The sequence below is a fragment of the Cellulosimicrobium sp. G4 BAM 1002 genome, assembly GCF_057126935.1.
In genome coordinates, this window is sequence record NZ_CP182109.1 from 1415215 (window position 1) to 1440308 (window position 25094).

Consider the following 25094-nt stretch of genomic DNA (forward strand, 5'->3'; position numbering starts at 1 on the left):
GGCAAAGGAGCACCATGCGACTGGCACGACCCCTGGCCGCGGGGACCGCGGCGTTCACCCTCGTCCTCACCCTCGGAGCGTGCAGCTCCGGAGGTGGCGGTTCCGACGACGGCGAGGCGACGATCAAGATCGCGTACCAGAAGTTCGGCAACTTCACGCAGGCCGACGAGCTCTTCCAGGACGTCAAGGCGGAGTTCGAGGAGGCCAACCCGGACGTCACCATCGAGCTCGTCCCGATCGAGGCGAGCCAGAACGACTACTTCACCAAGCTCGCCCTCATGAACCGCTCGCCGAACACGGCGCCCGACCTCATGTACGAGGACACGTTCATGATCAAGTCGGACGTCGAGGCGGGCTACCTCCTGCCGCTCGACGACTACCTCGCCGAGTGGGACGACTGGGACCAGTTCGTCGACCGCGCGAAGGAGGCGGGGCTCGGCGACGACGGCAAGACCTACGGCGTCTCCATGGGCACCGACACCCGCGGCCTGTGGTTCAACAAGGACGTGCTCGCGAAGGCGGGGCTCCCGGAGGACTGGGCGCCGGCGTCGTGGGACGAGCTGCTCGACGCCGCGCGCGCGATCAAGGCCGCCGACCCCGAGGTCATCCCCCTCAACGTCTACTCCGGCAAGCCCATGGGTGAGGCCTCGGCCATGCAGGGCTTCGAGATGCTGCTGTACGGCACGGGCGGCACGCTCTACGACGCGGACGAGCAGAAGTGGGTCGTCGGGTCGCAGGAGTTCGTGGACTCGCTCCAGCTCATCGGGACGATCTACTCGGAAGGGCTCGCGCCCACGCCGCAGCAGGCGCTCGACCCCAACGTCGGGAACACCGTGTCGGCCGACTGGCTGCCGAACGGCAAGCTCGGCATCGCGCTCGACGGGTCGTGGATGGCCGGCACGTGGCTCGAGTCGGGCACGGCGCCGTGGCCCGAGTGGACCGAGGTCATGGGCACGGCGCCCATGCCCACGCAGGAGGGCAAGGACCCGGGAGCGGTGAGCATGTCGGGCGGCTGGACGCTCGCGATCGGCTCCGGGAGCGAGAACCCCGACGTCGCGTTCGACGTCCTCTCCCTCGCGCTGAACAAGGAGAACTCGCTGCGCTTCGCGATCGACAACAGCCAGATCGCGGTGCGCACCGACGTCGCCGACGACCCCTCGTACGAGGAGTCCAACCCGACGACGGCGTTCTTCTCCGACCTGGTCGAGGTGACCAACTTCCGTCCGGCGACGTCCGACTACGCGCAGATCTCCAACGCGATCCAGGTCGCGATGGAGTCCGTGATGACCGGCCAGCAGACGCCTGAGGAGGCGGCCGCCGTCTACGACGAGGCCGTCGTGGACGTCGTCGGCGAAGAGAACACCACGGAGGGCTGAGCGTGTCCGCGACCCTCGCCCCGGCGCCCGCCGGGGCGAGGGGAGCGGGACCGGCCCCGTCGCGACGGAACCTGCGTCGCACCACGGGCCGGCTCGTCCCCCTCGTCCCCGCCGTCGTCCTCCTCGCCCTGTTCATGCTGGGACCGGTGATCTGGTCCTTCTACGGGTCGTTCACCAACGCGGCCCTCACGGGCCCGAACGCCGCGAACCCGGAGTGGGTCGGCCTGCAGAACTACGCGGACCTGCTCTCGGACCCGAACTTTCCGAAGGCGCTGTGGCTCACGGTCCTGTTCGTCGTCGCGTCGGCGATCGTCGGCCAGAACGTCCTGGGCCTGCTCCTCGCGATGCTCATGCGCTCGGCGCTCAAGCCCGTGCGCGTCGTGGTCTCGACGCTCGTCGTCACGGCGTGGGTGCTGCCGGAGATCGTCGCGGCGTTCGCCGCCTACGCGTTCTTCCACGCCGACGGCAGCCTCAACGCGCTGCTCGCCGGCGTCGGGATCCAAGGACCCGACTGGCTGTTCGACACGCCGATGCTCGCCGTGATCCTCGCGAACGTCTGGCGCGGGACGGCCTTCTCGATGATGGTCTACTCCGCCGCCGTCGCCGAGGTGCCGCCGGAGATCAACGAGGCGGCGCGCGTCGACGGTGCCAACGGGATGCAGCGCCTGGTGTGGGTGACCATCCCGACGATCCGTCGCTCGATCTCGACCAACCTCATGCTCACGACGCTGCAGACGCTGTCCGTGTTCACGCTCATCTTCGTGATGACCGGCGGCGGCCCGGGCACCGACAGCTCGACGCTCCCGATCCTCGCGTACCAGGAGGCGTTCAAGTTCGCCCAGGTGGGGTACGGGACCGCGATCGCGACGGTCATGCTCGTCATCGGCGGCGTGTTCTCCGTGGTCTACATCCGCAGCCTGCGTCCGGAGGTCGACTGATGGCCCAGACCGTCCCCGTCACGCCCGCCGCGGCGGGCCCGCCCGTCGCCGGGGTCGCGGTGCCCGACGACGGCACGCCCCCGGCGCCGTCGCGCCGCCGCGGCATGTCGCTCGCCGCACCGGGCTCGCGCGCCTCGCGCCTCGCCTCGAACGTCGTGCTCGTCGTCATCGGCCTCTGCTTCGTCGTGCCGCTCGGGTGGATCGTCCTCGCGTCGCTCGACGCGCGCGCGACCCTCGTCGTCGACGTGCCCGACGAGGTGACGTTCGCCAACTTCACGGCGATCGCCACCCCCGAGCAGACGTGGCTCCCGCTGTGGAACGCGTTCCTGCTCTCCGGCGGGACCGGCCTCGTCACCGTGGTCGCGTCCGTCCTCGCCGCGTACCCGCTGTCGCGGTACCGGATGCGGTTCAACAAGACCTTCATGTACGTCGTGCTGTTCGGCACGTGCCTGCCCATCACGGCCATGATGGTCCCGGTCTACTCGCTGTTCGTGCGGCTCAACCTGCTGGACTCGCTCCCCGGCACCATCTTCTTCATGGCGGCGACGTCGCTGCCCATGGCGATCTGGATGACGAAGAACTTCATGGACTCCGTCCCGGTCTCGCTCGAGGAGGCGGCCTGGACGGACGGCGCCTCCGCGATGACAGCGCTGCGCGCCATCGTCCTGCCGCTCATGCGCCCTGGCCTCGCGGTCGTCTTCATCTTCGTGTTCATCGGCGCGTGGGGGAACTTCTTCGTCCCCTTCGTCCTGCTGCTCTCGCCCGAGAAGCAGCCCGCCGCCGTGAGCATCTTCGCGTTCTTCGGCCAGTACGGCTCCGTCGCCTACGGCCAGCTCGCGGCGTTCTCCCTCCTCTACTCCCTGCCGGTGATCGCGCTGTACGTGATCGTCACGCGTCTGGCCGGCTCGTCCTTCGCGCTCGCCGGAGCGGTCAAGGGCTGACGCACCCGCGTCGCCAGACCAGCCCCGGCGGCACCGTCGCCTCCCGCACCCTCAGGAGACCCCATGCACGACACCACCGTCCGCACCACCGCCCGCCTCGAGCGCTTCGTCCGTGAGCGCCTCCAACCGGCCGTCCTGCGTGAGCGCCGCTCGCTCGATGTCGCGGCGTGGGAGGTCCCCGACGAGCCCGTCCCGTTCGACGAGGCGAGGGCTGCGGCCTACGCGCCGTTCGCCGTCGGCTCCCCGTGGGGCAAGCCCTGGGGGACCGTGTGGTTCCACGTCACGGGCGCGGTGCCGGCCGAGTGGCGCGGTGACGCCGCGCCGGAGGGCACGCGCGCCGAGGTCGTCGTGGACCTGGGCTTCACGACGGCGCAGCCCGGGTTCCAGGCCGAGGGGACGGTCTGGTCGCCGGACGGGCGGATCGTCAAGGCGGTCGAGCCGCGCAACCAGCACGTCCCGCTGCGCGGCGTGCCCGGCGTCCCGGGGTCGGGCGCGGCGGACGGCGCGGTCGACCTGTACGTCGAGGCGGCCTCCAACCCGGACGTCCCGGGCGGTGCCTGGACGCGTCCGACGCCGATGGGCGACAAGGCGACCGCGGGCACGGACCCGATCTACGCTTTGCGCGCGGTCGACGTCGTGCTCGTCGACGAGGTCGTCTGGGACCTGCTGCAGGACGTGCGCGCGCTCGCCGGGCTCGTCGCGGTGCTGCCGGCCACCAGCCCGCGCTCGGCCGAGGTGCTACGGGCGCTCGAGGACATGCTCGACGCGGTCGACCCGGCCGACGTCGCGGGGACCGCCGCCGCGGGCCGGGCGGCGCTCGTGGACGTGCTCGCGAGCCCGGCGGCCGCGAGCGCGCACCGCGTCCACGCGGTCGGTCACGCCCACATCGACTCGGCGTGGCTGTGGCCCGTGCGCGAGACCGTGCGCAAGTGCGCACGGACGTTCTCGAACGTCCTGTCCCTCATGGACGAGGACCCCGACCTGACGTTCGCGTGCTCGTCGGCGCAGCAGTACGCGTGGATCCAGGAGTTCTACCCCGAGCTGTTCGAGCGCATCCGCGAGAAGGTGCGCGAGGGCCGGTTCGTGCCCGTGGGCGGGATGTGGGTCGAGTCGGACACGAACATGCCGGGCGGCGAGGCGCTCGCGCGCCAGCTCGTCGCGGGCAAGCGCTGGTTCCTCGAGGAGCTGGGCGTCGAGCCGCGCGAGGTGTGGCTCCCGGACTCGTTCGGGTACACCGCCGCCCTGCCGCAGCTCGCGCGCCTCGCGGGGAGCGACCACTTCCTCACCCAGAAGATCTCGTGGAACGACACCAACACGATGCCGCACCACACGTTCTGGTGGGAGGGCCTCGACGGGAGCCGGGTGTTCACGCACTTCCCGCCGGTGGACACGTACAACTCCGACCTCTCGGCGCCCGAGCTCGCGCGTGCCGAGCGCCAGTTCGCGGAGAAGGGGCGGGCGAACACGTCGCTCGTGCCGTTCGGGTACGGCGACGGCGGTGGCGGGCCGACGCGCGAGATGGTCGCCGCTGCCCACCGCGCCGCGGACCTCGAGGGCTCGCCGCGCGTGACGTTGTCGGACCCGCAGACCTTCTTCGAGACCGCGCGCGCCGAGTACGCCGCGCCGCCCACGTGGGTGGGCGAGATGTACCTCGAGTACCACCGCGGCACGTACACGTCGCAGGCCCGGACCAAGCGCGGCAACCGCCGCAGCGAGCACCTGCTGCGCGAGGCGGAGCTGTGGGCGACGACCGCGGCGGTGCGCGTCGGCGCGACCTACCCGGCCAAGGACCTCGAGCGCCTGTGGCGCCTCGTGCTGCTGCAGCAGTTCCACGACATCCTGCCCGGCTCGTCGATCGCATGGGTGCACCGCGAGGCGGAGCGCAACTACGCCGAGATCGCGGTCGAGCTCGAGGGCATCGTCGACGAGGCGCTGCGGGCGCTCGTCGGGGCGGGGGAGCGTCGCGTCGTGGCGAACGCGTCGCCGTTCGCCCGGGGCGGGGTCGCGGCGCTCGGGGTGGGGGCCGGCACCGACACGGCGGGCACGCGAGGCGCCACGCTCGCTCGCGACGGCGACGGCTGGGTCCTCGAGAACGCGGCGGTCCGCGTCGTGGTCGACGCCGCTGGGCTCGTGACCTCTGCGGTCGACCTCGCGACCGGGCGCGACGCGGTCCTGCCCGGCGCGCGCGCCAACCTCCTCCAGGTGCACCGCGACGTGCCCAACGAGTGGGACGCGTGGGACGTCGACGAGCACTACCGCCGGAGCGTGACGGACCTCGTCGACGCGGAGGTCGTCGAGCCGGTGGAGGGCGACGGGAACCCGGGCGGCCCGAGCACCGCGGCGCTGCGCGTCGTGCGCTCGTTCGGGGACTCGCGCGTCGAGCAGGTGCTCGAGCTCGCCGCCGACGCCCCCGCGCTGCGCATCACCACGCGCGTCGACTGGCACGAGCGCCAGAAGCTGCTCAAGCTCGCCTTCCCGCTCGACGTGCACGCCGAGCGCGCGTCGTCGGAGATCCAGTTCGGGCACGTCCAGCGGCCGACGCACGTCAACACGTCGTGGGACGCCGCGCGGTTCGAGACCGTCGCGCACCGCTGGGTGCACGTCGGCGAGCCGGGCTTCGGCGTCGCGGTCACGAACGACTCGACGTACGGGCACGACGTGACGCGCACTCGGGTGGGCGACGAGGCGGCGGTGACACCGCCCGGCGACTCTGCCGCGACGACACCGCCCGGAGGGCGGACGGGCACGACCGTGCGCCTCTCGCTCCTGCGCGCTCCGCTCTTCCCCGACCCGGACGCCGACCAGGGCGAGCACGTCCTGCGGTGCGAGCTCGTCGTCGGCGCGGGGATCGCCGACGCGATCCGGCACGGGTACGCGCTCAACCTCCCCGAGCGCGTCGTCCAGGGCGAGCGTGACGTCGAGCCGCTGCTCACCGTCGACGACGACGCGGTCGTCGTCGAGGCCGTCAAGCTCGCCGAGGACGGCAGCGGCGACGTCGTCGTGCGCCTGTACGAGAGCCACGGCGGGCGCGCGTCGGCGCGTGTGCACGCGGCCTTCGACCACGACGGCGCGGAGGTCACCGACCTGCTCGAGCGCCGTACGGGAGACGTCCGGACGGACGGCGGTGACGTCGTCGTCGACCTCACGCCGTTCCAGGTGCTGACGATCCGCTTCCGACGCTGAGGGCCCCGCCGGCGTCGCTCGCTCGGGCGCGCCTGCAGCACGTCTCGGCTCCTTCCCCCAGACCGAGCACCACCGAGCAAGGGAGAGAACGATGAGGTTTTCCAGAACGGTCGGCGTGGTCGTCGCGGCGGCGTGCGTCCTGGGCGCAGCGGCCCCGGCGTCTGCCTCGAGCGGAGGCAGGCCGGACGGAGACGGTCAGGGCGCGTCGCACCGCACGCAGGCGGACCGGGCGCTGGCCAGCTACGAGGCGATGCAGGAGTACCTGTATGTCGATGACGGGTCCTCGCTGTACCTGGAGCACTACCCGCGCAAGGCGGACGACCGGCCCTACTCGTTCGAGTGGCCGTTCTCGCAGGCCCACGTCGCGACGCTCGACCTCACGGGCCTCCCCGGGCGCGCCGGGAACCAGTTCGTCGACGACCTCGCCGACCGCGACCGCGGGCAGGAGCACTTCTGGAACGCGGAGGGCGGCACGACGGGCCTGCCGGGCTACGACTCGTACCCGCGGGCGCCCTACGGAGGCGGTGGCGACATCTTCTACGACGACAACGAGTGGGTGGCGCTCGCCAAGGTGCAGCAGTACCTCGACACGGGCGACCAGGCAGCGCTCGAGCGGGCGGAGGAGATCTTCGACCTCGTCGTCTCGGGCTGGGACACCGACCCGACGCACCCCGCGCCGGGGGGCGTGTTCTGGACCCAGGCGACCTGGAGCAGCGACCGCAACACGGTGTCCACGATGCCCGGAGCCCAGCTCGCGACCCGGCTGTACATGATCACGGGTGACGACGAGTACCTGCGCTGGGCCGAGCGCATGACGTCGTGGACGGATCAGCACCTCCTCGCGCCCAACGGGCTGTACTGGGACCACGTCGCGCTCGACGGCACCATCGAGAGGACGCAGTGGTCGTACAACCAGGGCGTGCCGCTCGGCACGTACGCCCTGCTGTACGAGGCGACGGGCGAGGAGGAGTACCTGCGCAGGGCGGAGGCGATCGCCAGAGCCTCGTACCGCTTCTTCGTCACGGAGGGCCGTCTCGAGGACCAGCCGATGTTCTTCAACTCCATCTGGTTCAAGAACCTCCTGCTCCTGGAGTCCGTGACCGGCGGCACCACCTACCGCGACGCGATGGCGGACTACGCGGACGCCCAGTGGCACGACGTGCGCGACCCCGAGACCGGCCTGTTCCCCGTCGAGGGCGGGACCACGGAGCTGCTCGGCCAGGCAGCGATGGTCCAGATCTACGCCACGCTGGCGTGGCCGCGAGGCAAGGCGTCGATCCTGTACTGAGCCCCGTACTGAGCCCTGTACCGAGCGCAGCACCTCGCGCCCTGGCACGCGACCCGTCCCACCGTCCTTCGACGGCGGCGCGGGTCGCGTGCCATGTCGCGCGTACGGGCTCTTGCTGCAATTTTCTGCAACCAGTACAGTCGGCCCCAGCCGTACGCTGAGAAGCGCCCGCCTCGGCCGACGTCGTCCGCTGCTGGTCCCGTCGTCCGACCACGCTCCTCGCGCGGCCCTCTGCACGCATCTCTTCGGACGAGGGAGTCCTCATGACCTCCACGCCGCGTCGTCGCTCACCGTGGCCGACCGCGTCGCCCCATCCGCTTCATCCGCACCGCTCACGGGCCTCCCGGGTGACCGCGTCGATCACCACGCTCGCGCTCGCGGGCTCGACGCTCGCCGGACTGACCGTGGCCGCTCTCGCCGCTCCCGCGGCCGGTGCCGACGCACGCACGCTCGCGCTCGTCGGCGACCTCCAGTCCGAGCTGGGCTGCGGCGCCGACTGGGACCCCGCGTGCGCCGCGACGGAGCTCGCGCCGACCGACACCGCGGGCGTCTGGTCCGCGGAGTTCGACGTGCCCGCCGGGACGTACCAGTACAAGGTCGCGTTCGACGACGCCTGGGACGAGGCGTACGGGCGTGACGGCAGCCAGGACAACGCGCCGCTCGTGCTCGGTGGAGACGCCACCGTGCGCGTCACCTTCGACGAGGCGACGAAGCGCATCGCGCTCACGCCGCTGGGCCTCGCGGGGGAGTACGACGACGCGACCGACGCCGCACTCGTCGTCCCGCCTGTGCGCCAGCCCGGGTCGGACGAGCGGTTCTACTTCGTCATGACCGACCGGTTCGCCAACGGCGACCCGTCGAACGACACCGCGGGGCTCGGCGACGACCCGTTGGTGTCGGGTTTCGACCCGACGAACAAGGGCTTCTACCAGGGCGGCGACATCGCGGGCCTGCGTCAGAACCTGGACTACATCGATGGCCTCGGCACGACGGCGATCTGGCTCACGCCGTCCTTCAAGAACCAGCCCGTCCAGGGCGAGGGCGTGAACGCCTCGGCCGGGTACCACGGGTACTGGATCACGGACTTCACGCAGATCGACCCGCACCTCGGCACCAACGCCGAGCTCGAGGCGCTCATCGACGAGGCGCACGACCGCGGGATCAAGGTCTACTTCGACATCATCACGAACCACACGGCGGACGTCGTCGACTACGAGGAGAATCAGTACTCGTACGTCGACCAGGTCACGTCGCCGTATCGTGACGCCGACGGCACCGTGTTCGACCCTGCGGACCACGCGGGCACTGACGCGTTCCCCGCGTTGGACGCCGCGACGTCGTTCCCGTACACGCCGTTCGTGCCCGCCGGCAAGGAGGACCTCAAGGTCCCGGCCTGGCTCAACGACCCGACGCTCTACCACAACCGCGGCAACTCGACGTGGACCGGGGAGTCGGTGACGTACGGGGACTTCGACGGCCTCGACGACCTCATGACCGAGCACCCGACGGTCGTCGACGGGTTCGTCGACGTCTACCAGGACTGGGTCGACCTCGGCATCGACGGCTTCCGCATCGACACCGTGAAGCACGTGAACTTCGAGTTCTGGGAGAAGTGGACCACCGAGGTCCTCGACTACGCGCACGCGCAGGGCAAGAACGACTTCTTCATGTTCGGCGAGGTGTACGACGCCGACGCGGCGAAGCTCTCGCCGTACGTCCGGAAGACCGACATGAGCTCGACGCTCGACTTCACGTTCCAGTCCGCCGCGACGAGCTTCGCGAGCGGAAACAGCGCCAAGGGCCTCGCGTCGCTCTTCGCGAGCGACGACATGTACACGACGCCGGACACGAACGCCCAGGCGCTGCCCACATTCCTCGGCAACCACGACATGGGCCGAGTCGGCTACATGCTGTCCTCCACGAGCGACCCGCTCGCGCGCGACGAGCTCGCGCACGAGCTCATGTACCTCACGCGCGGCCAGCCGGTCGTCTACTACGGCGACGAGCAGGGCTTCGCCGGCACGGGCGGCGACAAGGACGCGCGCCAGACCCTGTTCGCCACGCAGGTCGACGAGTACGCCGACCAACCCCTCGTCACGGGCGAGCAGGCGGGGAGCGTCGACCGCTACGGGACCGACGCCCCGCTCTACGCCCACATCGCCGAGCTCGCCGCGCTGCGCGAGGCGCACCCGGCGCTCGCCGACGGCGCCCAGGTCGAGCGCTACGTCGAGAACGGCGCGGGCGTGTACGCCTTCAGCCGCGTCGACCGCACGGAGAAGGTCGAGCACCTCGTCGCGCTGAACAACGCGGCCGAGTCGCGCTCGGCGACCTTCACCACGCTCACGCCGGGAGCCTCGTACGAGGTCCTGCACGGCGAGGGAGCGCAGCCCGTCACGGCCGACGCCGAGGGCAGCGTCACCCTCACGGTCCCCGCGCTGGGCGCCGTGGTCCTGCGCGCCGATCGTGAGGTCGGGGCGGGGTCGTCGGGCGAGATCGCGGTGTCCGTCCCGGCCGCCGGCGCCGCGGTGACTGGCGTCGCGCCCGTCGCAGCGGCGATCGACGCGGACGCGTGGGCCGAGACGTCGTTCGCGTGGCGAGAGGTCGGGTCCTCCGAGTGGCACGCGCTCGGTACCGCCGAGGACACCGCACCGCGCGTCTTCCACGACGTCGCCGGTCTGCCCGAGGGCACGCTCGTCGAGTACCGCGCCGTCACGACCGACGCGGACGGCGACCGCGCCGCCGCGTCGACGTTCGCGAGCGTCGGGGTCGACGTGAGCGGCGTCGTGGGCGAGGAGCCCGAGCCGGAGATCGACCTCGTCACCGTCGCCGGCAGCCACAACTCCGAGATGGGCTGCGCCGGCGACTGGGCCCCCGGCTGCGAGGCCGCGAAGCTCACGCAGCGCGCCGACGGCGTCTACGAGGGGACGTTCGACGTCCCGGCCGGGACGTACGAGTACAAGGTCGCGATCAACGGCTCGTGGACCGTCAACTACGGCGTCGGCGGCGTACAGGACGGCGGCAACGCGACGTACACGACGGTCGGTGGCCCGGTGACGTTCTACTGGGACCCGGTGAGCAAGGACTTCTCGAGCACCGCGCAGGGGCCGATCGTCACGCTCGCCGGCTCGTTCCAGGACCAGGTCGGCTGCCCCGGCTCGTGGGCGCCCGACTGCCTCGCGACCTGGCTCAAGGACCCGGACGGCGACGGCACCTACACCTGGTCGACCGACCGCCTCGCGGCCGGTGCGTACGAGGGCAAGGTCGCCCATGGGCTGAGCTGGGCCGAGAACTACGGCGTCGGCGGGGCTCCGGACGGCGCGAACTACCAGTTCTCCGTGGGCGACGGCGAGAACGTGACGTTCTCGTACGACCTCGCCTCCCACGTCCTGACGATCGAGGTCGCGAACCCGCCCCTGCCGGGCACCGGCCAGCAGGCCGCGCACTGGGTGCGCGAGGGTGTCGTCGCGTGGCCGGGCGACCTCGGCACCGGGGACGAGTGGACCCTGTGGGCTGCCCCAGAGGGCGGGCTCTCGGTCTCCCCGGGCAGCGCCGACGGTGAGGTGCAGGCACCGGAGGGCACGGCGTCGTACACGCTCGAGGTCGACCCGTCAGGCCTGCCCGACGACGTCGCGGCCGAGTTCCCTGCGCTCGCCGGGCACACCGCCCTGCGCGTGCTCGACGACGGCGAGCCCCTCGACCGCGGGGCCGTCGAGGCGGCGCTCACGGGCCAGCTCCTCGTCACGCGGGCCGACGACGGTGTGCTCACGGCCGCGACCGGCGTCCAGGTTCCCGGCGTCGTCGACGACCTGTTCGCCGAGGACGCGGCCGAGCGCGAGCTCGGCGTCTCGTGGCACCCGAACGGCAAGTGGGCGTCGTTCGCGCTCTGGGCGCCGACGGCGAAGGCCGTCACCGTCCTCGCCTGGCCCGCGGGGGCGTCGCTCGACGACGACCCGCGCCGGTTCGAGGCCGCGCGACAGTCCGACGGCACGTGGACGCTCGACGGCAAGGCGGCCGACAAGAAGCTCGGTGGCGCGGACGTCGGGTGGAAGGGGACGCGCTACCTCTACGAGGTGCAGGTCTACGTCCCGAGCACGGGGAAGGTCGAGACGAACGTCGTCACGGACCCGTACTCCGTCGGTCTGACGCTCGACTCCACGCACTCGGTGGCCGTCGACCTCGAGGACCCCGCGTTCCGTCCGACCACCTGGGAGGGCACGCCCGCCCCGGTCGTCGAGCGGTCGGTGGACCAGACGATCTACGAGCTGCACGTCCGCGACTTCTCGATCTCCGACGAGACGGTCCCCGCCGAGAAGCGCGGCACGTACCTCGCGTTCGCCGAGAAGGAGTCGGCCGGGATGACGCACCTGCGCGAGCTGGCCGACGCCGGCGTCACCACGGTGCACCTCCTCCCGACGTTCGACATCGCGTCGATCCCCGAGGACCGGACGGCCCAGGCCACCACGGGCGACCTCACCGGGTTCGCGCCGGACTCGCCCGAGCAGCAGGCGGCCGTCGCCGCGGTCCAGGCGCAGGACGGCTTCAACTGGGGCTACGACCCGTGGCACTTCAGCACGCCCGAGGGCTCGTACGCCGTCGACGCGGAGGGTGGCCCGCGCGTCGCCGAGTTCCGCACGATGGTCGGCTCGCTCCACGGCGCCGGGCTGCAGGTCGTGCTCGACCAGGTGTTCAACCACACCGCCGCGAGCGGGCAGGACGCCAGGTCCGTGCTCGACAAGGTCGTGCCGGGCTACTACCACCGCCTGAACCCGACGACCGGGACGGTCGAGACGAGCACGTGCTGCCAGAACGTCGCGACCGAGCACGCCATGGCCGGAAAGCTCATGGTCGACTCGGTCGTCACGTGGGCCAAGGACTACAAGGTCGACGGCTTCCGCTTCGACCTCATGGGCCACCACTCGAGGCAGAACATGCTCGACGTGCGCGCGGCCCTCGACGAGCTCACGCTCGCCGAGGACGGTGTCGACGGGGAGTCGGTCTACCTCTACGGCGAGGGCTGGGACTTCGGCGAGGTCGCGGGCAACGCGCTGTTCGAGCAGGCCACGCAGGGCCAGCTCGGCGGCACGGGCATCGGGACGTTCTCCGACCGTCTGCGCGACGCCGTGCACGGTGGCTCGCCCGTCGACGGCGCGACGACGTTCACGCAGGGCTTCGGCACCGGCCTGGCGACCGACCCGAACGGGCAGCCCGCCCGCTCGGGGGAGCCGGGCACGGTCAACGACGGGTCCGAGGACGAGCTCGCGACCCTCGGGCACGAGACGGACCTCGTGCGCCTCGGCCTCGCCGGCAACCTGCGCGACTACACGCTCGTCACGTCGACGGGCGAGGAGATGCGGGGCGACGAGATCGACTACCGCGGCGCACCCGCGGGGTACGCGGACTCGCCGGAGGAGGTCGTGACCTACGTCGACGCGCACGACAACGAGACGCTGTTCGACCTGCTCGCGCTCAAGCTCCCGTCGGACACCCCGATGGACGAGCGCGTGCGGATGAACACGGTCTCGCTCGCCACAGCGGCGCTCTCCCAGACGCCGTCGTTCTGGCACGCGGGGACGGACCTGCTGCGCTCGAAGTCGCTGGACCGCAACAGCTACGACTCGGGCGACTGGTTCAACGCGATCGACTGGACCGGTCAGGACAACGGGTTCGGCAAGGGCCTGCCGATGGCGGCCGACAACGAGGACAAGTGGCCGCTCATGGCCCCGCTCCTCGCCGACCCGGCGCTCACGCCGTCGCCCGACGACATCGCGACCGCGTCGGCCCAGGCGCAGGACCTCCTGCGGCTGCGGCACTCGACCGACCTCTTCCGGCTCGGCGACGCCGACCTGATCCGGGAGAAGGTCACCTTCCCCGGCGCGGGACCGGACCAGGTGCCGGGCGTGATCACGATGTCCGTGGACGACACGGCGGGTGCCGACGTCGACCCGGCCCTCGACGGCCTGCTCGCGGTCTTCAACGCCTCTCCCGAGCCGGCCACGGTGCCGGTCGCGGCGCTCGCGGGGCGCGACTACGTGCTCTCGCCGGTGCAGCAGCAGGGGAGCGACGCCGTCGTGCGCGAGACCACGTGGGACGCCGCGACGGGCACCGTGACGGTCCCGGCGCGCACGGTCGCGGTGCTCGTCGAGCCGGAGGCGGGCGCCGAGCTGCCCGTCTCGGTCGGCGTGCAGCCGCGGTGCCTCGCGGGCAAGGCGTACGTCGCCGTCCGGGCGACGAACGACGGCGCCGTGCCGGTGGACGTCTCGTTCGCCACCTCGTTCGGCGAGCGGTCCTTCGCCGACGTGGTGCCCGGGAAGAACGCCTACCAGTCGTTCGCGACCCGTGCGCGGTCGGTCGAGGCGGGGGAGATCACGGCGACCGCCACGGCGATGCTCGACGGCGAGGAGGTCACCTCGACCTTCACCGTCGCCTTCGAGGAGCTCACCTGCTCCTGATGCCGAGGTAGAACGCTGGTGAGCCGAGGTAGAGCCCTGGTCGTCGACCGGGGCTCTACCTCGTGCGACCGGAGCCCGCTCTCGTGCCGAGCAGGGGAGCACCACTCGGTGCGACCAGGGCTCGACCTCGAACGGCCGGAGAGTGCCGCCGCGGCTGCTACCGTCGCGAACCGTGGCCAGCTCTCCTGCCCCGAAGCACGCCCTCTCGACCGCGGCCGCCGGCGTCCCCGGCCCGACGGCGGCCCTCGTCTTCCGCGTCGCCGTCGCCACGGACCTGCCGCTCGTCGTCGAGCTCATCGCCGACGACGCGGTGGCAGCAGCGCGGACCGGGGAGCTCGGCCCGGAGCACGAGGCCGCGTTCGCCGCCATCGCGGCCGACCCGAACAACGAGCTCGTCGTCGTGGAGCACGGCGGCGCCGTCGTCGGCACCATGCAGCTCACGGTCGTGCCGGGCATCTCGCGGCGCGGCGCGTCCCGGTTGCTCGTCGAAGCCGTGCGCGTCGACCGGCGTCTGCGCGGCCAGGGTGTCGGTCGCGCGATGATGGCGTGGGCGCACGAGTGGGGCATCGAGCGCGGGTGCACCCTCGCACAGCTCACCTCGGACAAGCGGCGGGGCGACGCCCACCGTTTCTACCGCTCGCTCGGGTACGAGCAGTCGCACGAGGGCTTCAAGCTCGCCCTGGTGCCGCGAGGGAGCGCGGGCAGCGCGAGGTAGAGGCCCGGTCCACGGGATCACGATCGTCGTCTGACGTTCAGAGAGCGCTCCCGCGGATTCAGGTTCTGATCACGTGGGAGCGTTCTCGCCATGTTTGCGCTCACATCCGGGCGTGTTCCCGTGACCAAGGTCGCTGTTTGGTCACGGTTCCCGGAACCTTGCGTTCAGGAGTTGACGCCAAGACGAAGCCAGGAATAGCGTCGGCCCGGCTCGGGCGGCGCTGAGGGTGCCCGGGTACGCGGGCACTGGTGCGCCGCGACGTGTCCTCAGCAGGAGGAGGTCCGATGACGGACGAGCGCGTGATCCTCGAGATGCGAGGCATCACCAAGGAGTTCCCGGGCGTGCGTGCCCTCGACGACGTCAACCTGCGGGTGCGTGCGGGGGAGATCCACGCGATCTGCGGGGAGAACGGCGCGGGCAAGTCGACGCTCATGAAGGTGCTCTCGGGCGTGTACCCGCACGGGTCGTACACGGGCGAGATCCACTACGACGGCGAGGAGGTCCAGTTCAAGGACATCCGGTCGAGCGAGCACGCCGGGATCGTCATCATCCACCAGGAGCTCGCCCTCATCCCCGAGCTCTCGATCACCGAGAACATCTTCCTCGGCAACGAGGTGCGGGGCGCGTTCGGCATCGACTGGGGCGAGGCGCGACGCCGGGCCACGGAGCTGCTGGCGCGCGTCGGGCTGCAGGAGTCTCCGGACGCGATCATCAAGAACATCGGCGTCGGCAAGCAGCAGCTCGTCGAGATCGCCCGGGCGCTGGCCAAGGACGTGCGGCTGCTCATCCTCGACGAGCCGACCTCGGCGCTCAACGAGGAGGACTCCGAGCACCTGCTCGACCTGCTGCGCGGCCTGCGCTCCAAGGGCCTGACGAGCATCATGATCTCCCACAAGCTCAACGAGATCGAGGAGATCGCCGACTCGATCACGATCATCCGCGACGGGCACTCGGTCGAGACGCTCGACGTCGAGGGCGAGGGCGTCAACGAGGACCGGATCATCCGTGGGATGGTCGGCCGGTCGCTCGAGTCGCGCTTCCCCGACCACACCCCCAGCATCGGCGAGACCTTCTTCGAGGTCGAGGGCTGGACCGTCGAGCACCCGCAGGTCCCGGGGCGTCTCGTGTGCAACCGTTCGACGTTCCACGTGCGCCGGGGCGAGATCGTCGGGTTCGCCGGCATCATGGGCGCGGGCCGCACCGAGCTCGCGCGCTCCCTCTTCGGCCGCTCCTACGGCCGCTACCTGTCCGGGACCGTGCGCATGAACGGCGCCGAGATCCGGATGCCCACCGTGCAGTCCGCGATCGACCACGGGATCGCCTACGTCCCGGAGGACCGCAAGTCGCTCGGGGTCAACCTGCTCGACTCGATCCTCGACACGGTCGTCGCGGCGAACCTGCCGAAGATCTCGACCGCCACGGTCATCGACCAGGACGCCGCCTTCGTGGCGGCCGAGTCGTACCGCAAGTCGCTCGGCGTCAAGGCCCGCAGCGTGCACGAGGGGATCGCCAAGCTCTCCGGCGGGAACCAGCAGAAGGTCCTGCTCGCCAAGTGGATGTTCACCGAGCCGGAGCTCCTCATCCTCGACGAGCCCACGCGCGGCATCGACGTCGGTGCGAAGTACGAGATCTACGGGCTCGTGCAGAAGCTCGCCGACGCGGGCCGCGGCGTCGTCGTCATCTCCTCCGAGCTGCCCGAGCTGCTCGGACTGTGCGACCGCATCTACACCGTGTTCGAGGGCCGGATCACCGGCGAGGTGACCGGGGCCGAGGCCACGCAGGAAGGCCTGATGCGCCTCATGACCGGCGCCGTCGGCGACGGCCCCTCCGACGCCGCCGCCTGAGCGCGCCCCCACCACCCGCACACCTCATCGCAACCGAGAAGGAACCACCGACGATGTCGTCCATCAAGCAGCTGCTGAGCGGAGGGGCCCGCCAGTTCGGCATGCTCTTCGCGCTCCTCGCCCTGATCGTCTTCTTCCAGATCAGGACCGACGGGCGCGTCCTGACGCCGAGCAACGCCCAGAACCTCCTCAACGGCAACTCCTACATCCTCATCCTCGCCATCGGCATGGTGCTCGTGATCATCGCCGGGCACATCGACCTCTCGGTCGGCTCCGTCGCCGCGGTGACGGGCATCATCGTCGCGATCGCCATCCGGGACTGGGGCATCCCGTGGTGGCTCGGGATCCTGCTCGGCCTCTCGGTCGGTGCGGTGATCGGCGCGTGGCAGGGGTGGTGGGTCGCCTACGTCGGTATCCCCGGCTTCATCACGACGCTCGCGGGCATGATGATCTTCCGCGGGCTCAACCAGTACATCGGTAAGTCGAACTCCGTGCCGGTGCCCGAGGAGCTGCAGACGCTCGGGGGTGGCTACCTGCCCGAGTGGGGCCCGAACACCGGCCTGAACAACTCCACGCTGGTCCTCGGCGTGCTCGCGATCGCCGCCGTCGTGTGGTCGGAGCTGCGTCGGCGCACGAGCGCCCGCCGCCTCGGCGCGGAGGTGCCGCCGCTCTCCATCTCCGTGACCCGCGTCGTCCTCATCGGCGCCGTCATCGCCTACCTCACGTACCTCTACGGGTCCGGCCGTGTCGGCACGTCGTTCCCGATCCCCGCGGTCGTGCTCGTCTTCCTCGTCATCGTCTACCAGTTCGTCGCGTCGCGGACCATCACGGGCCGCCACGTCTACGCGGTGGGCGGCAACCGGCAGGCCGCCGCGCTGTCGGGCGTGAACATCCGCCGCACGAACTTCTTCGTCATGATGAACATGTCCATCCTCGCGTCGCTCGCCGGCATGATCTTCATCGGCCGCTCGACGGCGTCGGGCCCGTTCGACGGCACGAACTGGGAGCTCGACGCGATCGCGGCCGTCTTCATCGGCGGGGCCGCAGTGTCCGGCGGTGTCGGCACGGTCGTCGGGTCCGTCATCGGTGGCCTCGTCATGGCCGTGCTCAACAACGGCCTTCAGCTCATGGGTGTCGGCTCCGACATGACCCAGATCATCAAGGGCCTCGTGCTCCTCGTCGCCGTCGCGTTCGACGTCTACAACAAGGTCCAGGGCAAGCCGTCGATCATCGGGCTCATCTTCCCGACCCGCCGCGACAAGGGCACCGGCGCGGTGCCCGGTGCGGACGAGCTCAAGCCCGAGGTGCCCGTCGCCGACGGCGCCACGGCCGCGAAGGGCTGACGGCCGTCCGGGCCCCCGAACCGCACCACACCTCCAGCGAGACCCGCATCCGACGACGGATGCCTGACCAGAAAGTTGAACCCATGAAGAAGCTCACCACGGCGCTCCTGGCGCTGACGGCGGCGAGCGCGCTCGCGCTCTCCGGCTGCTCGTCCGACCGCGGCGGCTCGGGCGCCGAGGAGACCGGCGGCGAGGAGGCGGCGGCCGGCTTCGCCGCCGACGCGACCATCGGTGTCGCGCTCCCGCAGAAGACGTCGGAGAACTGGGTCCTCGCCGAGGAGCTGTTCAACGACGGGCTCACCGAGGCCGGCTTCAAGCCGATCGTCCAGTTCGCGAACGGCGGCGTCTCGGAGCAGCAGAACCAGATCCAGGCCATGATCGAGCAGGGCGCCGAGGTCATCGTCGTCGGCGCGATCGACGGCTCGCAGCTCGGCGCGCAGCTCGAGGCGGCTCACGACGCGGGCATCCAGGTCATCGCGTACGACCGCCTGGTGAAGAACACCGAGGCTGTCGACCTCTACGTCGCGTTCGACAACTTCAAGGTCGGCGAGCTCCAGGGCGAGGCGCTGCTCCAGGGGCTCGCCGAGCGCAAGGGTGCCGGCCCGTACAACATCGAGCTCATCGCCGGGTCGCCCGACGACGCGAACTCGACGCCGTTCTTCGAGGGCGCCATGAGCGTCCTGCAGCCGAAGATCGACGACGGGACGCTCACCGTCGTGTCCGGCCAGACCACGATGGAGCAGGCCGCCACGCAGGGCTGGAAGGCCGAGAACGCGCAGAAGCGCATGGACACGATCCTCTCCGGCTCCTACAGCGGCGGCACGGAGCTGCACGGCGTCCTCTCCCCGAACGACACCCTGGCGCGCGCCGCGCTCACCTCGGTGAGCCAGGCCGGGCTGCCCACGCCGGTCATCACCGGCCAGGACTCCGAGGTCGAGTCGGTCAAGTCGATCGTCGCGGGCGAGCAGTACTCGACGATCTACAAGGACACGCGTGAGCTCGTCGCCGAGTCCATCCGCCAGGTCCAGCTCGCCCAGGCGGGCGACGAGTTCGAGGCCAACGACACCGAGTCGTACGACAACGGCGTGAAGGTCGTCCCGGCCTTCCTCCTCGACCCCGTCATCGTCACGCAGGAGAACGCGGCCGAGGTCTACGCGAACGACCCGACGCTCGGCCCGCTCACCGAGGGCTGACAGGTCTGACGACCACAGCACGGCGCAGTCAACGCAGCCCCGCCACGTCCGGCAACGTGGCGGGGCTGCGGCGTGCTCGCGGCTCGGCGGAGCGGTCAGGGTCGGGCGCCGGGTCGACGTCGACGGGGCCGGCTCAGCGGAAGACGACGGTGCGGTGCCCGTCGAGCAGCACGCGGTGCTCGGCGTGCCAGCGCACCGCGCGAGCGAGGGTCTGGCGCTCGACGTCCTCGCCGATCGCGACGAGGTCCTCGACGCGGCGCGAGTGGTCGACGCGCGCGACGTCCTGCTCGATGATCGGCCCCTCGTCGAGGTCGCCGGTCACGTAGTGCGACGTCGCGCCGATGAGCTTGACGCCGCGGTCGTGCGCCTGCGCGTAGGGCCGCGCGCCCTTGAAGCTCGGCAGGAACGAGTGGTGGATGTTGATGATGCGACCCGGCATCTCGCGGCACAGGTCGTCCGACAGGATCTGCATGTAGCGCGCGAGGACCACGAGCTCGACGTCGAGCTCGTCGACGAGGCCGCGCAGCCGCGCCTCGGCTTCCGCCTTGGTGTCCCGCGTGACGGGCACGTGGAGGAAGGGCTTGCCGTAGAACGCGGCGATGTCCTCCAGGTCCCGGTGGTTCCCGACGACGCCCACGACCTCGATCGGCATGCCCTGGGACCGCTCGCGGTACAGCAGGTCCACGAGGCAGTGGGGTGCCTTCGAGACCATGAGCAGCGTCCGCACGCGCCGCCCGACGACGTCGAGCTGCCACGACATGGCGAAGCGGGCCGCGACCTCGGTGACCGCGCGTTCGAGCTCGTCGCGCGGGGCGTCCGCCGTGACCTGGACCCGCATGAAGAACAGCCCCGACAGCGGGTCGCCGAACTGCTGCGACTCGGTGATGTTCCCGCCGAGGCGCGCGAGGGCGCCCGCGACGGCGTGCACGATCCCCGGCCCGTCCGGGCACGAGAGCGTGAGGACCCAGTGGGTGGCGCCGCCGGTCACGGGCTGCTGCGGCGCGGCGCCGGCGACGCCGCGGGGTTCTGTCGTGGACACCCCACAGAGGGTAGTCGCGCGGCGCCGGGCGCGAGGCGGCGTCTCGCACGGGCGCCCGCGGACATCACCCGGACCCGCACGGTCCCGGGTCCTGATGTCTGACACGATGGGCCCATGAACGACGCGCAGATCACGACCCGCCTCGTCACCGACGCCGAGGCCGGGGAGCTCCTGACCCTGCGCCGGGCGGCGTTCGTCACCGAGGCGCAGCTGTACGAGGACCCGAACATCCCCCCGCTGACCCAGACGCTCCACGAGCTGCGCGACGACCTCGCGCGCGAGGACGTCGTGACGATCGGCGCGTGGCTCGGCCCGCGCCTCGTCGGCTCCGTCCGCGTGGAGATCGAGGATTCCAAGGCGACGCTGGGCCGCCTCGCCGTCGCGCCCGACATGCAGGGCCGCGGCATCGGCACGCAGATGCTCTTCGAGGTGCTCCCGTACCTGCCCGAGCAGACGTCGGAGATCTGGGTCTTCACCGGCAAGGACTCGAAGCAGAACCTCGCGATGTACACCAAGCACGGCTACGAGGAGCAGTACGACAAGGCGGCGGGCGACCTCACCTACACGTACCTGCGGCGCATCCTCGGCGCGGCCGAGGTGCGCGACGGCGCGGTCGAGGTCGGCGACGAGGCGGACCGTCGGGTCCCCGGCGTCCAGGACTAGCGTGCGGGTCGTGCGCTAGGATCGTGCGCGTCGCGACTGGCGCACCCCGCACCCACCGAAGCACGACTGGTGGTGGACGGGGAGGGTGGATCACCACCGGGGAGCGGCACGCTGTGCAGACGACGGGTCGTTCGCCTGGGCCCCGGGTCACCCCCTGGTGGGGCGTACCCGGCGAGCCGGGAACGTGACCACCGCCGACAACTGCCAGAACCCCGCGGAGGAGACGCCATGAGCGCCCAGCCAGCCGACAACGTCCTCGACACCCCGCTCGCCGAGCTCGACCCCGAGATCGCCGCCGTCCTCGACGGGGAGCTCGCGCGCCAGCGCGACACCCTCGAGATGATCGCGTCCGAGAACTTCGTCCCGCGCGCCGTCCTGCAGGCGCAGGGCTCCGTGCTCACCAACAAGTACGCCGAGGGCTACCCGGGCCGCCGCTACTACGGCGGCTGCGAGCAGGTCGACGTCGCCGAGAACCTCGCCATCGCGCGGGCCAAGGAACTCTTCGGCGCCGAGCACGCCAACGTCCAGCCGCACTCCGGCGCGACGGCGAACGCCGCCGTCCTGCACGCGCTCATCAACAAGGGCGACAAGATCCTCGGCCTCGAGCTGGCCCACGGCGGCCACCTCACGCACGGCATGAAGATCAACTTCTCCGGCAAGCTCTACGACGTCTCCGCGTACGGCGTGGACCCGCAGTCGTACCGCATCGAGATGGACGAGGTGCGCAAGCAGGCGCTCGAGACGCGCCCCGACGTCATCATCGGTGGCTGGTCCGCCTACCCCCGTCACCTCGACTTCGCGGCGTTCCGCGCGATCGCGGACGAGGTCGGCGCGAAGCTCTGGGTCGACATGGCGCACTTCGCGGGCCTCGTGGCCGCGGGCCTGCACCCGTCCCCGGTGCCCTACGCCGACGTCGTCTCCTCCACGGTCCACAAGACGATCGGCGGCCCGCGCTCCGGCTTCATCCTCAGCAAGGAGGAGTACGCCAAGAAGATCGACTCCGCCGTGTTCCCGGGCCAGCAGGGCGGCCCGCTCATGCACGTCGTCGCGGCCAAGGCCGTGTCGTTCAAGATCGCGGCGTCCGACGACTTCAAGGACCGCCAGGAGCGCACGCTGCGGGGCGCGAGCATCATCGCGGACCGCCTCGCACAGGCCGACGTCGCCGAGGCCGGCGTCTCCGTCCTCACCGGCGGCACCGACGTCCACCTCGTGCTCGTCGATCTGCGCCACTCCGCGCTCGACGGTCAGCAGGCCGAAGACCTCCTGCACGAGGTCGGCATCACCGTGAACCGCAACGCCGTTCCGTTCGACCCGCGCCCGCCGCGCGTCACGTCCGGCCTGCGTATCGGCACGCCCGCGCTCGCGACCCGTGGCTTCGGCGACGCCGAGTTCACCGAGGTCGCCGAGATCATCGCCGCGACCCTCAAGGCCGGTGCGGCCTCGGACGTCGACGCGCTGCGCGCCCGCGTGCAGAAGCTCACGGCCGACTTCCCGCTGTACCCGGGCCTGCACCAGTGAGCGCCCAGCTCCTCGACGGCAAGGCCACCGCCGCGGCGATCAAGGCCGAGCTCAAGGACCGGCTCGCGGTCCTCGCCGGGAAGGGCGTCGTGCCCGGCCTGGGCACGCTCCTCGTCGGCGACGACCCGGGCTCGCAGTGGTACGTCGCGGGCAAGCACCGCGACTGCGCCGAGGTCGGGCTCGCCTCGATCCGCGAGGACCTGCCCGGCGACGCGACCCAGGAGGAGATCGAGGCCGCCGTCCGCCGCCTCAACGAGGACCCGGCATGCACGGGCTACATCGTGCAGCTCCCGCTGCCGAAGGGCATCGACACCAACCGCGTGCTCGAGCTCATCGACCCGGCCAAGGACGCCGACGGACTGCACCCGACCAACCTCGGGCGCCTCGTCCTGCGCGTCAACGAGGAGGTCACGTCGCCGCTCCCGTGCACACCGCGCGGGATCATCGAGCTCATCGAGCGGCACGGGATCTCCCTCGCGGGCAAGGAGGTCGTGGTCGTGGGGCGCGGCGTGACCGTCGGCCGCTCGATCGGCCTGCTGCTCACGCGCCGCGCCGTCAACGCGACCGTGACGCTCACCCACACCGGGACGACGGACCTCGCCGCGCTCGTGCGGCGCGCCGACGTCGTCGTCGCGGCAGCCGGGGTGCAGGGCATCATCACGCGCGACATGGTCAAGCCCGGCGCCGTCGTCATCGACGTCGGCGTCTCGCGCGAGGTCGACCCCGCGACCGGCAAGAGCCGCGTCGTCGGAGATGCCGCACCGGACGTCGCCGAGGTCGCGGGCTGGATCTCGCCGAACCCGGGCGGGGTCGGGCCGATGACGAGGGCGATGCTTCTGGCGAACGTCGTCGACACGGCGGAGCGCGCTTCCGTCTGAGCCGGGCAACTCTCTCGGGTCACCTTGGCGGGAGGGTGCGGCGGCGCGTCGCGGGTCTACCATCCGGCCGCTCGTGCCTCGCGGCCTCCCGCCAGACCCACCACGACCCGCGACGCGCCGCCGCACCCTCCCTCGTCCATCTCACCTCGTGCGCGGCGTGGGGTGGGCACGGAACACTGCCCCCGCGGCCGTAGCGACGCCGCTGCCACAGGTGCCGACCTCCACGGAGCGCGCCAGCGGGCCGCTGGTCCGGGCGTGACTCGTGAGCGCTAGTCTGCGCGGGTGACGAGGACGCGCATCGCGACGACGGCGGCGTACGCCGTGCAGGGGTTCGGGTTCGCCGTGGTGCTGACCAGCATCCCGGGGTACAAGGACCGGCTCGGCATGGGCGACGACGTCGTGACGCTCGTCGTGCTGGGCGTGTGCGTGCTCGCGGGGCTGGGGAGCGCGCTGTCGGGGGTCCTGGCCGGGGCCCGGGGCGCGCGTTCCGTGGTCGTCGGCGGGCTGCTGCTCGCCGCTCTGGCGATCGCGGGCGTCGGGCTGGCGCCGACCTGGCCCGTGTTCTTCGTGGCGATCGGGCTCTACGGGCTCGCGCTCGGCGCCGTCGACGCGGCGATGAACATGCTCGGGATCGACATCGAGCGCGCGCACGGGCGGAGCCTGCTCGCGTCGTTCTACGCCGGGAACGCCGCGGGCGGGGTCCTCGGGGCGCTCGTCGTCTCGGGCAGCGCCCTCCTCGCGCTCGGCCAACCCGTCGCGCTGCCGGTCGTGGGCGTCGTCGTCGCGGTGACCGCCGTCGTGCTCGCGTCGCGGCTGCCCGACGGCGGCGCACCGGTCCCCGCGGCCGTCACCCCGGGCGGGGCGAGCGCGGGGGGTCCGAGCGGGACCGGCCTGGCCCTCCGGGTGGGCGCGGGCACGATCGCGCTGCTCGGCGCCGGCATGGTGGCCTTCCCGGTCGCGGACTCCGCCGTCTCGAGCTGGAGCGCCACGTTCTTGCGCGACGTCCTCCTGGCGAGCGCCGCCGCCGCGCCGCTCGGCTACGCGGCGTACCAGGCGGCGCTCATCGTGTCCCGCCTGCTCGGGGACCGGGTGGTGGAGCGGTTCGGTCGCGTCCGGGTGGTCCGGCTCGGAGGCGTGCTCGGTGCGTTGGGGTTCGTCGTGGTGGCTGCGGCGTCGGCCTGGCCCGTCGCCGTCCTGGGGCTCGCGGCGACCGGGCTCGGGCTCGGCGTCGTCGCGCCGCTCGCGTTCTCCGCGGTGGGCGACCGCGCGCGCGAGGCCGTCGTGGCCGGGGCGCCCATCCCTGCCGGGGTCGCGGTGGTCACGGACCGCGCGGTCGCACGGCTCAACGTCTTCACGTACGTCGGGGCGGTGCTTGGCGGCGTCCTCACGGGCGTCTTCGCGACCGCGGACCAGCTCCGCCTCGGTTTCGCCGTCCTGGCCGCGCTCGCCGCCGTCTCGGCAGTCCTCGCCGGTGCCTTCCGCACCGCGAGGTCCGTTCCCGCGGCCGTGAGCGAGACCACGCCGACCGCCTGACGTGGTTGTCGGGGGTGTGTGATGGGATGGCCCGCGTGCTGACGATCGCTACGGCGATAGTTCGAGAACGGGACTGTAGCAGGTCAGACGGCCCACTGGTCACCGGACCCTGGAGGTGACGGCCGGACGATCTCGGTTGCGACCTGCTTCGTTGAGCGGGCGCTATCGTGCGACACATGACCACTGGACGATT

General features: G+C 71.6%; 15 protein-coding genes and 1 riboswitch. Of the genes, 14 read left to right on the plus strand and 1 reads right to left on the minus strand.

What is annotated here, in order from left to right; all coding sequences use genetic code 11:
- Window positions 1–14 precede the first annotated feature (14 nt).
- The 10 genes from ACMXGY_RS06430 to ACMXGY_RS06475 all read left to right on the plus strand — a co-directional run bounded on the left by ACMXGY_RS06430 (window position 15) and on the right by ACMXGY_RS06475 (window position 19270).
- Window positions 15–1376, plus strand: coding sequence for an ABC transporter substrate-binding protein (locus ACMXGY_RS06430; protein ID WP_483776030.1), 1362 nt, complete (start codon window positions 15–17; stop codon window positions 1374–1376).
- Window positions 1377–1378: 2 nt separating this feature from the next.
- On the plus strand, window positions 1379–2314 hold the full coding sequence (locus ACMXGY_RS06435) for a carbohydrate ABC transporter permease (protein ID WP_483776031.1): 936 nt from the start codon (window positions 1379–1381) through the stop codon (window positions 2312–2314).
- A 104-nt stretch (window positions 2315–2418) separates the two neighbouring features.
- On the plus strand, window positions 2419–3255 hold the full coding sequence (locus ACMXGY_RS06440) for a carbohydrate ABC transporter permease (protein WP_483776802.1): 837 nt from the start codon (window positions 2419–2421) through the stop codon (window positions 3253–3255).
- 63 nt (window positions 3256–3318) lie between these two features.
- Window positions 3319–6438, plus strand: a complete 3120-nt coding sequence (locus ACMXGY_RS06445; protein WP_483776032.1) for an alpha-mannosidase — start codon at window positions 3319–3321, stop codon at window positions 6436–6438.
- A 91-nt stretch (window positions 6439–6529) separates the two neighbouring features.
- Window positions 6530–7726, plus strand: coding sequence for a glycoside hydrolase family 76 protein (locus tag ACMXGY_RS06450; RefSeq protein ID WP_483776033.1), 1197 nt, complete (start codon window positions 6530–6532; stop codon window positions 7724–7726).
- A gap of 263 nt (window positions 7727–7989) precedes the next feature.
- Window positions 7990–14175, plus strand: coding sequence for a pullulanase-type alpha-1,6-glucosidase (pulA, locus tag ACMXGY_RS06455; RefSeq protein WP_483776034.1), 6186 nt, complete (start codon window positions 7990–7992; stop codon window positions 14173–14175).
- 172 nt (window positions 14176–14347) lie between these two features.
- Window positions 14348–14890, plus strand: coding sequence for an N-acetyltransferase family protein (locus tag ACMXGY_RS06460; protein WP_483776035.1), 543 nt, complete (start codon window positions 14348–14350; stop codon window positions 14888–14890).
- A 284-nt stretch (window positions 14891–15174) separates the two neighbouring features.
- Entirely contained in the window at window positions 15175–16734 is a 1560-nt protein-coding gene (gene mmsA, locus ACMXGY_RS06465; protein WP_483776036.1) for a multiple monosaccharide ABC transporter ATP-binding protein, read from the plus strand.
- A 53-nt stretch (window positions 16735–16787) separates the two neighbouring features.
- Window positions 16788–18077 (plus strand): multiple monosaccharide ABC transporter permease, encoded by a 1290-nt coding sequence (gene mmsB / locus ACMXGY_RS06470; RefSeq protein WP_483776037.1) that lies wholly within the window; start codon window positions 16788–16790, stop codon window positions 18075–18077.
- A gap of 83 nt (window positions 18078–18160) precedes the next feature.
- Window positions 18161–19270: a substrate-binding domain-containing protein gene (locus ACMXGY_RS06475; protein WP_483776038.1), complete on the plus strand. Its 1110-nt coding sequence runs from the start codon at window positions 18161–18163 to the stop codon at window positions 19268–19270.
- Between the two features lie 133 nt (window positions 19271–19403).
- Here the strand turns inward: ACMXGY_RS06475 and purU are convergent, their stop codons facing one another.
- A complete protein-coding gene (gene purU, locus ACMXGY_RS06480; protein ID WP_483776803.1) occupies window positions 19404–20258 on the minus strand; it encodes a formyltetrahydrofolate deformylase in 855 nt (284 codons plus the stop codon).
- Between the two features lie 165 nt (window positions 20259–20423).
- On the opposite strand from purU, the gene ACMXGY_RS06485 reads away from it, so the two are divergent.
- The 4 genes from ACMXGY_RS06485 (at window position 20424) to ACMXGY_RS06500 (ending at window position 24901) form a co-directional block, all read left to right on the plus strand.
- Entirely contained in the window at window positions 20424–20972 is a 549-nt protein-coding gene (locus tag ACMXGY_RS06485) for a GNAT family N-acetyltransferase (protein WP_483776039.1), read from the plus strand.
- 22 nt (window positions 20973–20994) lie between these two features.
- Window positions 20995–21120, plus strand: a riboswitch (ZMP/ZTP riboswitch).
- 80 nt (window positions 21121–21200) lie between these two features.
- Window positions 21201–22490, plus strand: a complete 1290-nt coding sequence (gene glyA / locus ACMXGY_RS06490; RefSeq protein ID WP_483776040.1) for a serine hydroxymethyltransferase — start codon at window positions 21201–21203, stop codon at window positions 22488–22490.
- Window positions 22487–23368: a bifunctional methylenetetrahydrofolate dehydrogenase/methenyltetrahydrofolate cyclohydrolase gene (locus ACMXGY_RS06495; RefSeq protein ID WP_483776041.1), complete on the plus strand. Its 882-nt coding sequence runs from the start codon at window positions 22487–22489 to the stop codon at window positions 23366–23368. The genes glyA and ACMXGY_RS06495 overlap by 4 nt, the downstream gene beginning before the upstream one ends.
- 282 nt (window positions 23369–23650) lie before the next feature.
- Window positions 23651–24901, plus strand: a complete 1251-nt coding sequence (locus ACMXGY_RS06500; protein WP_483776042.1) for an MFS transporter — start codon at window positions 23651–23653, stop codon at window positions 24899–24901.
- Window positions 24902–25094 lie beyond the last annotated feature (193 nt).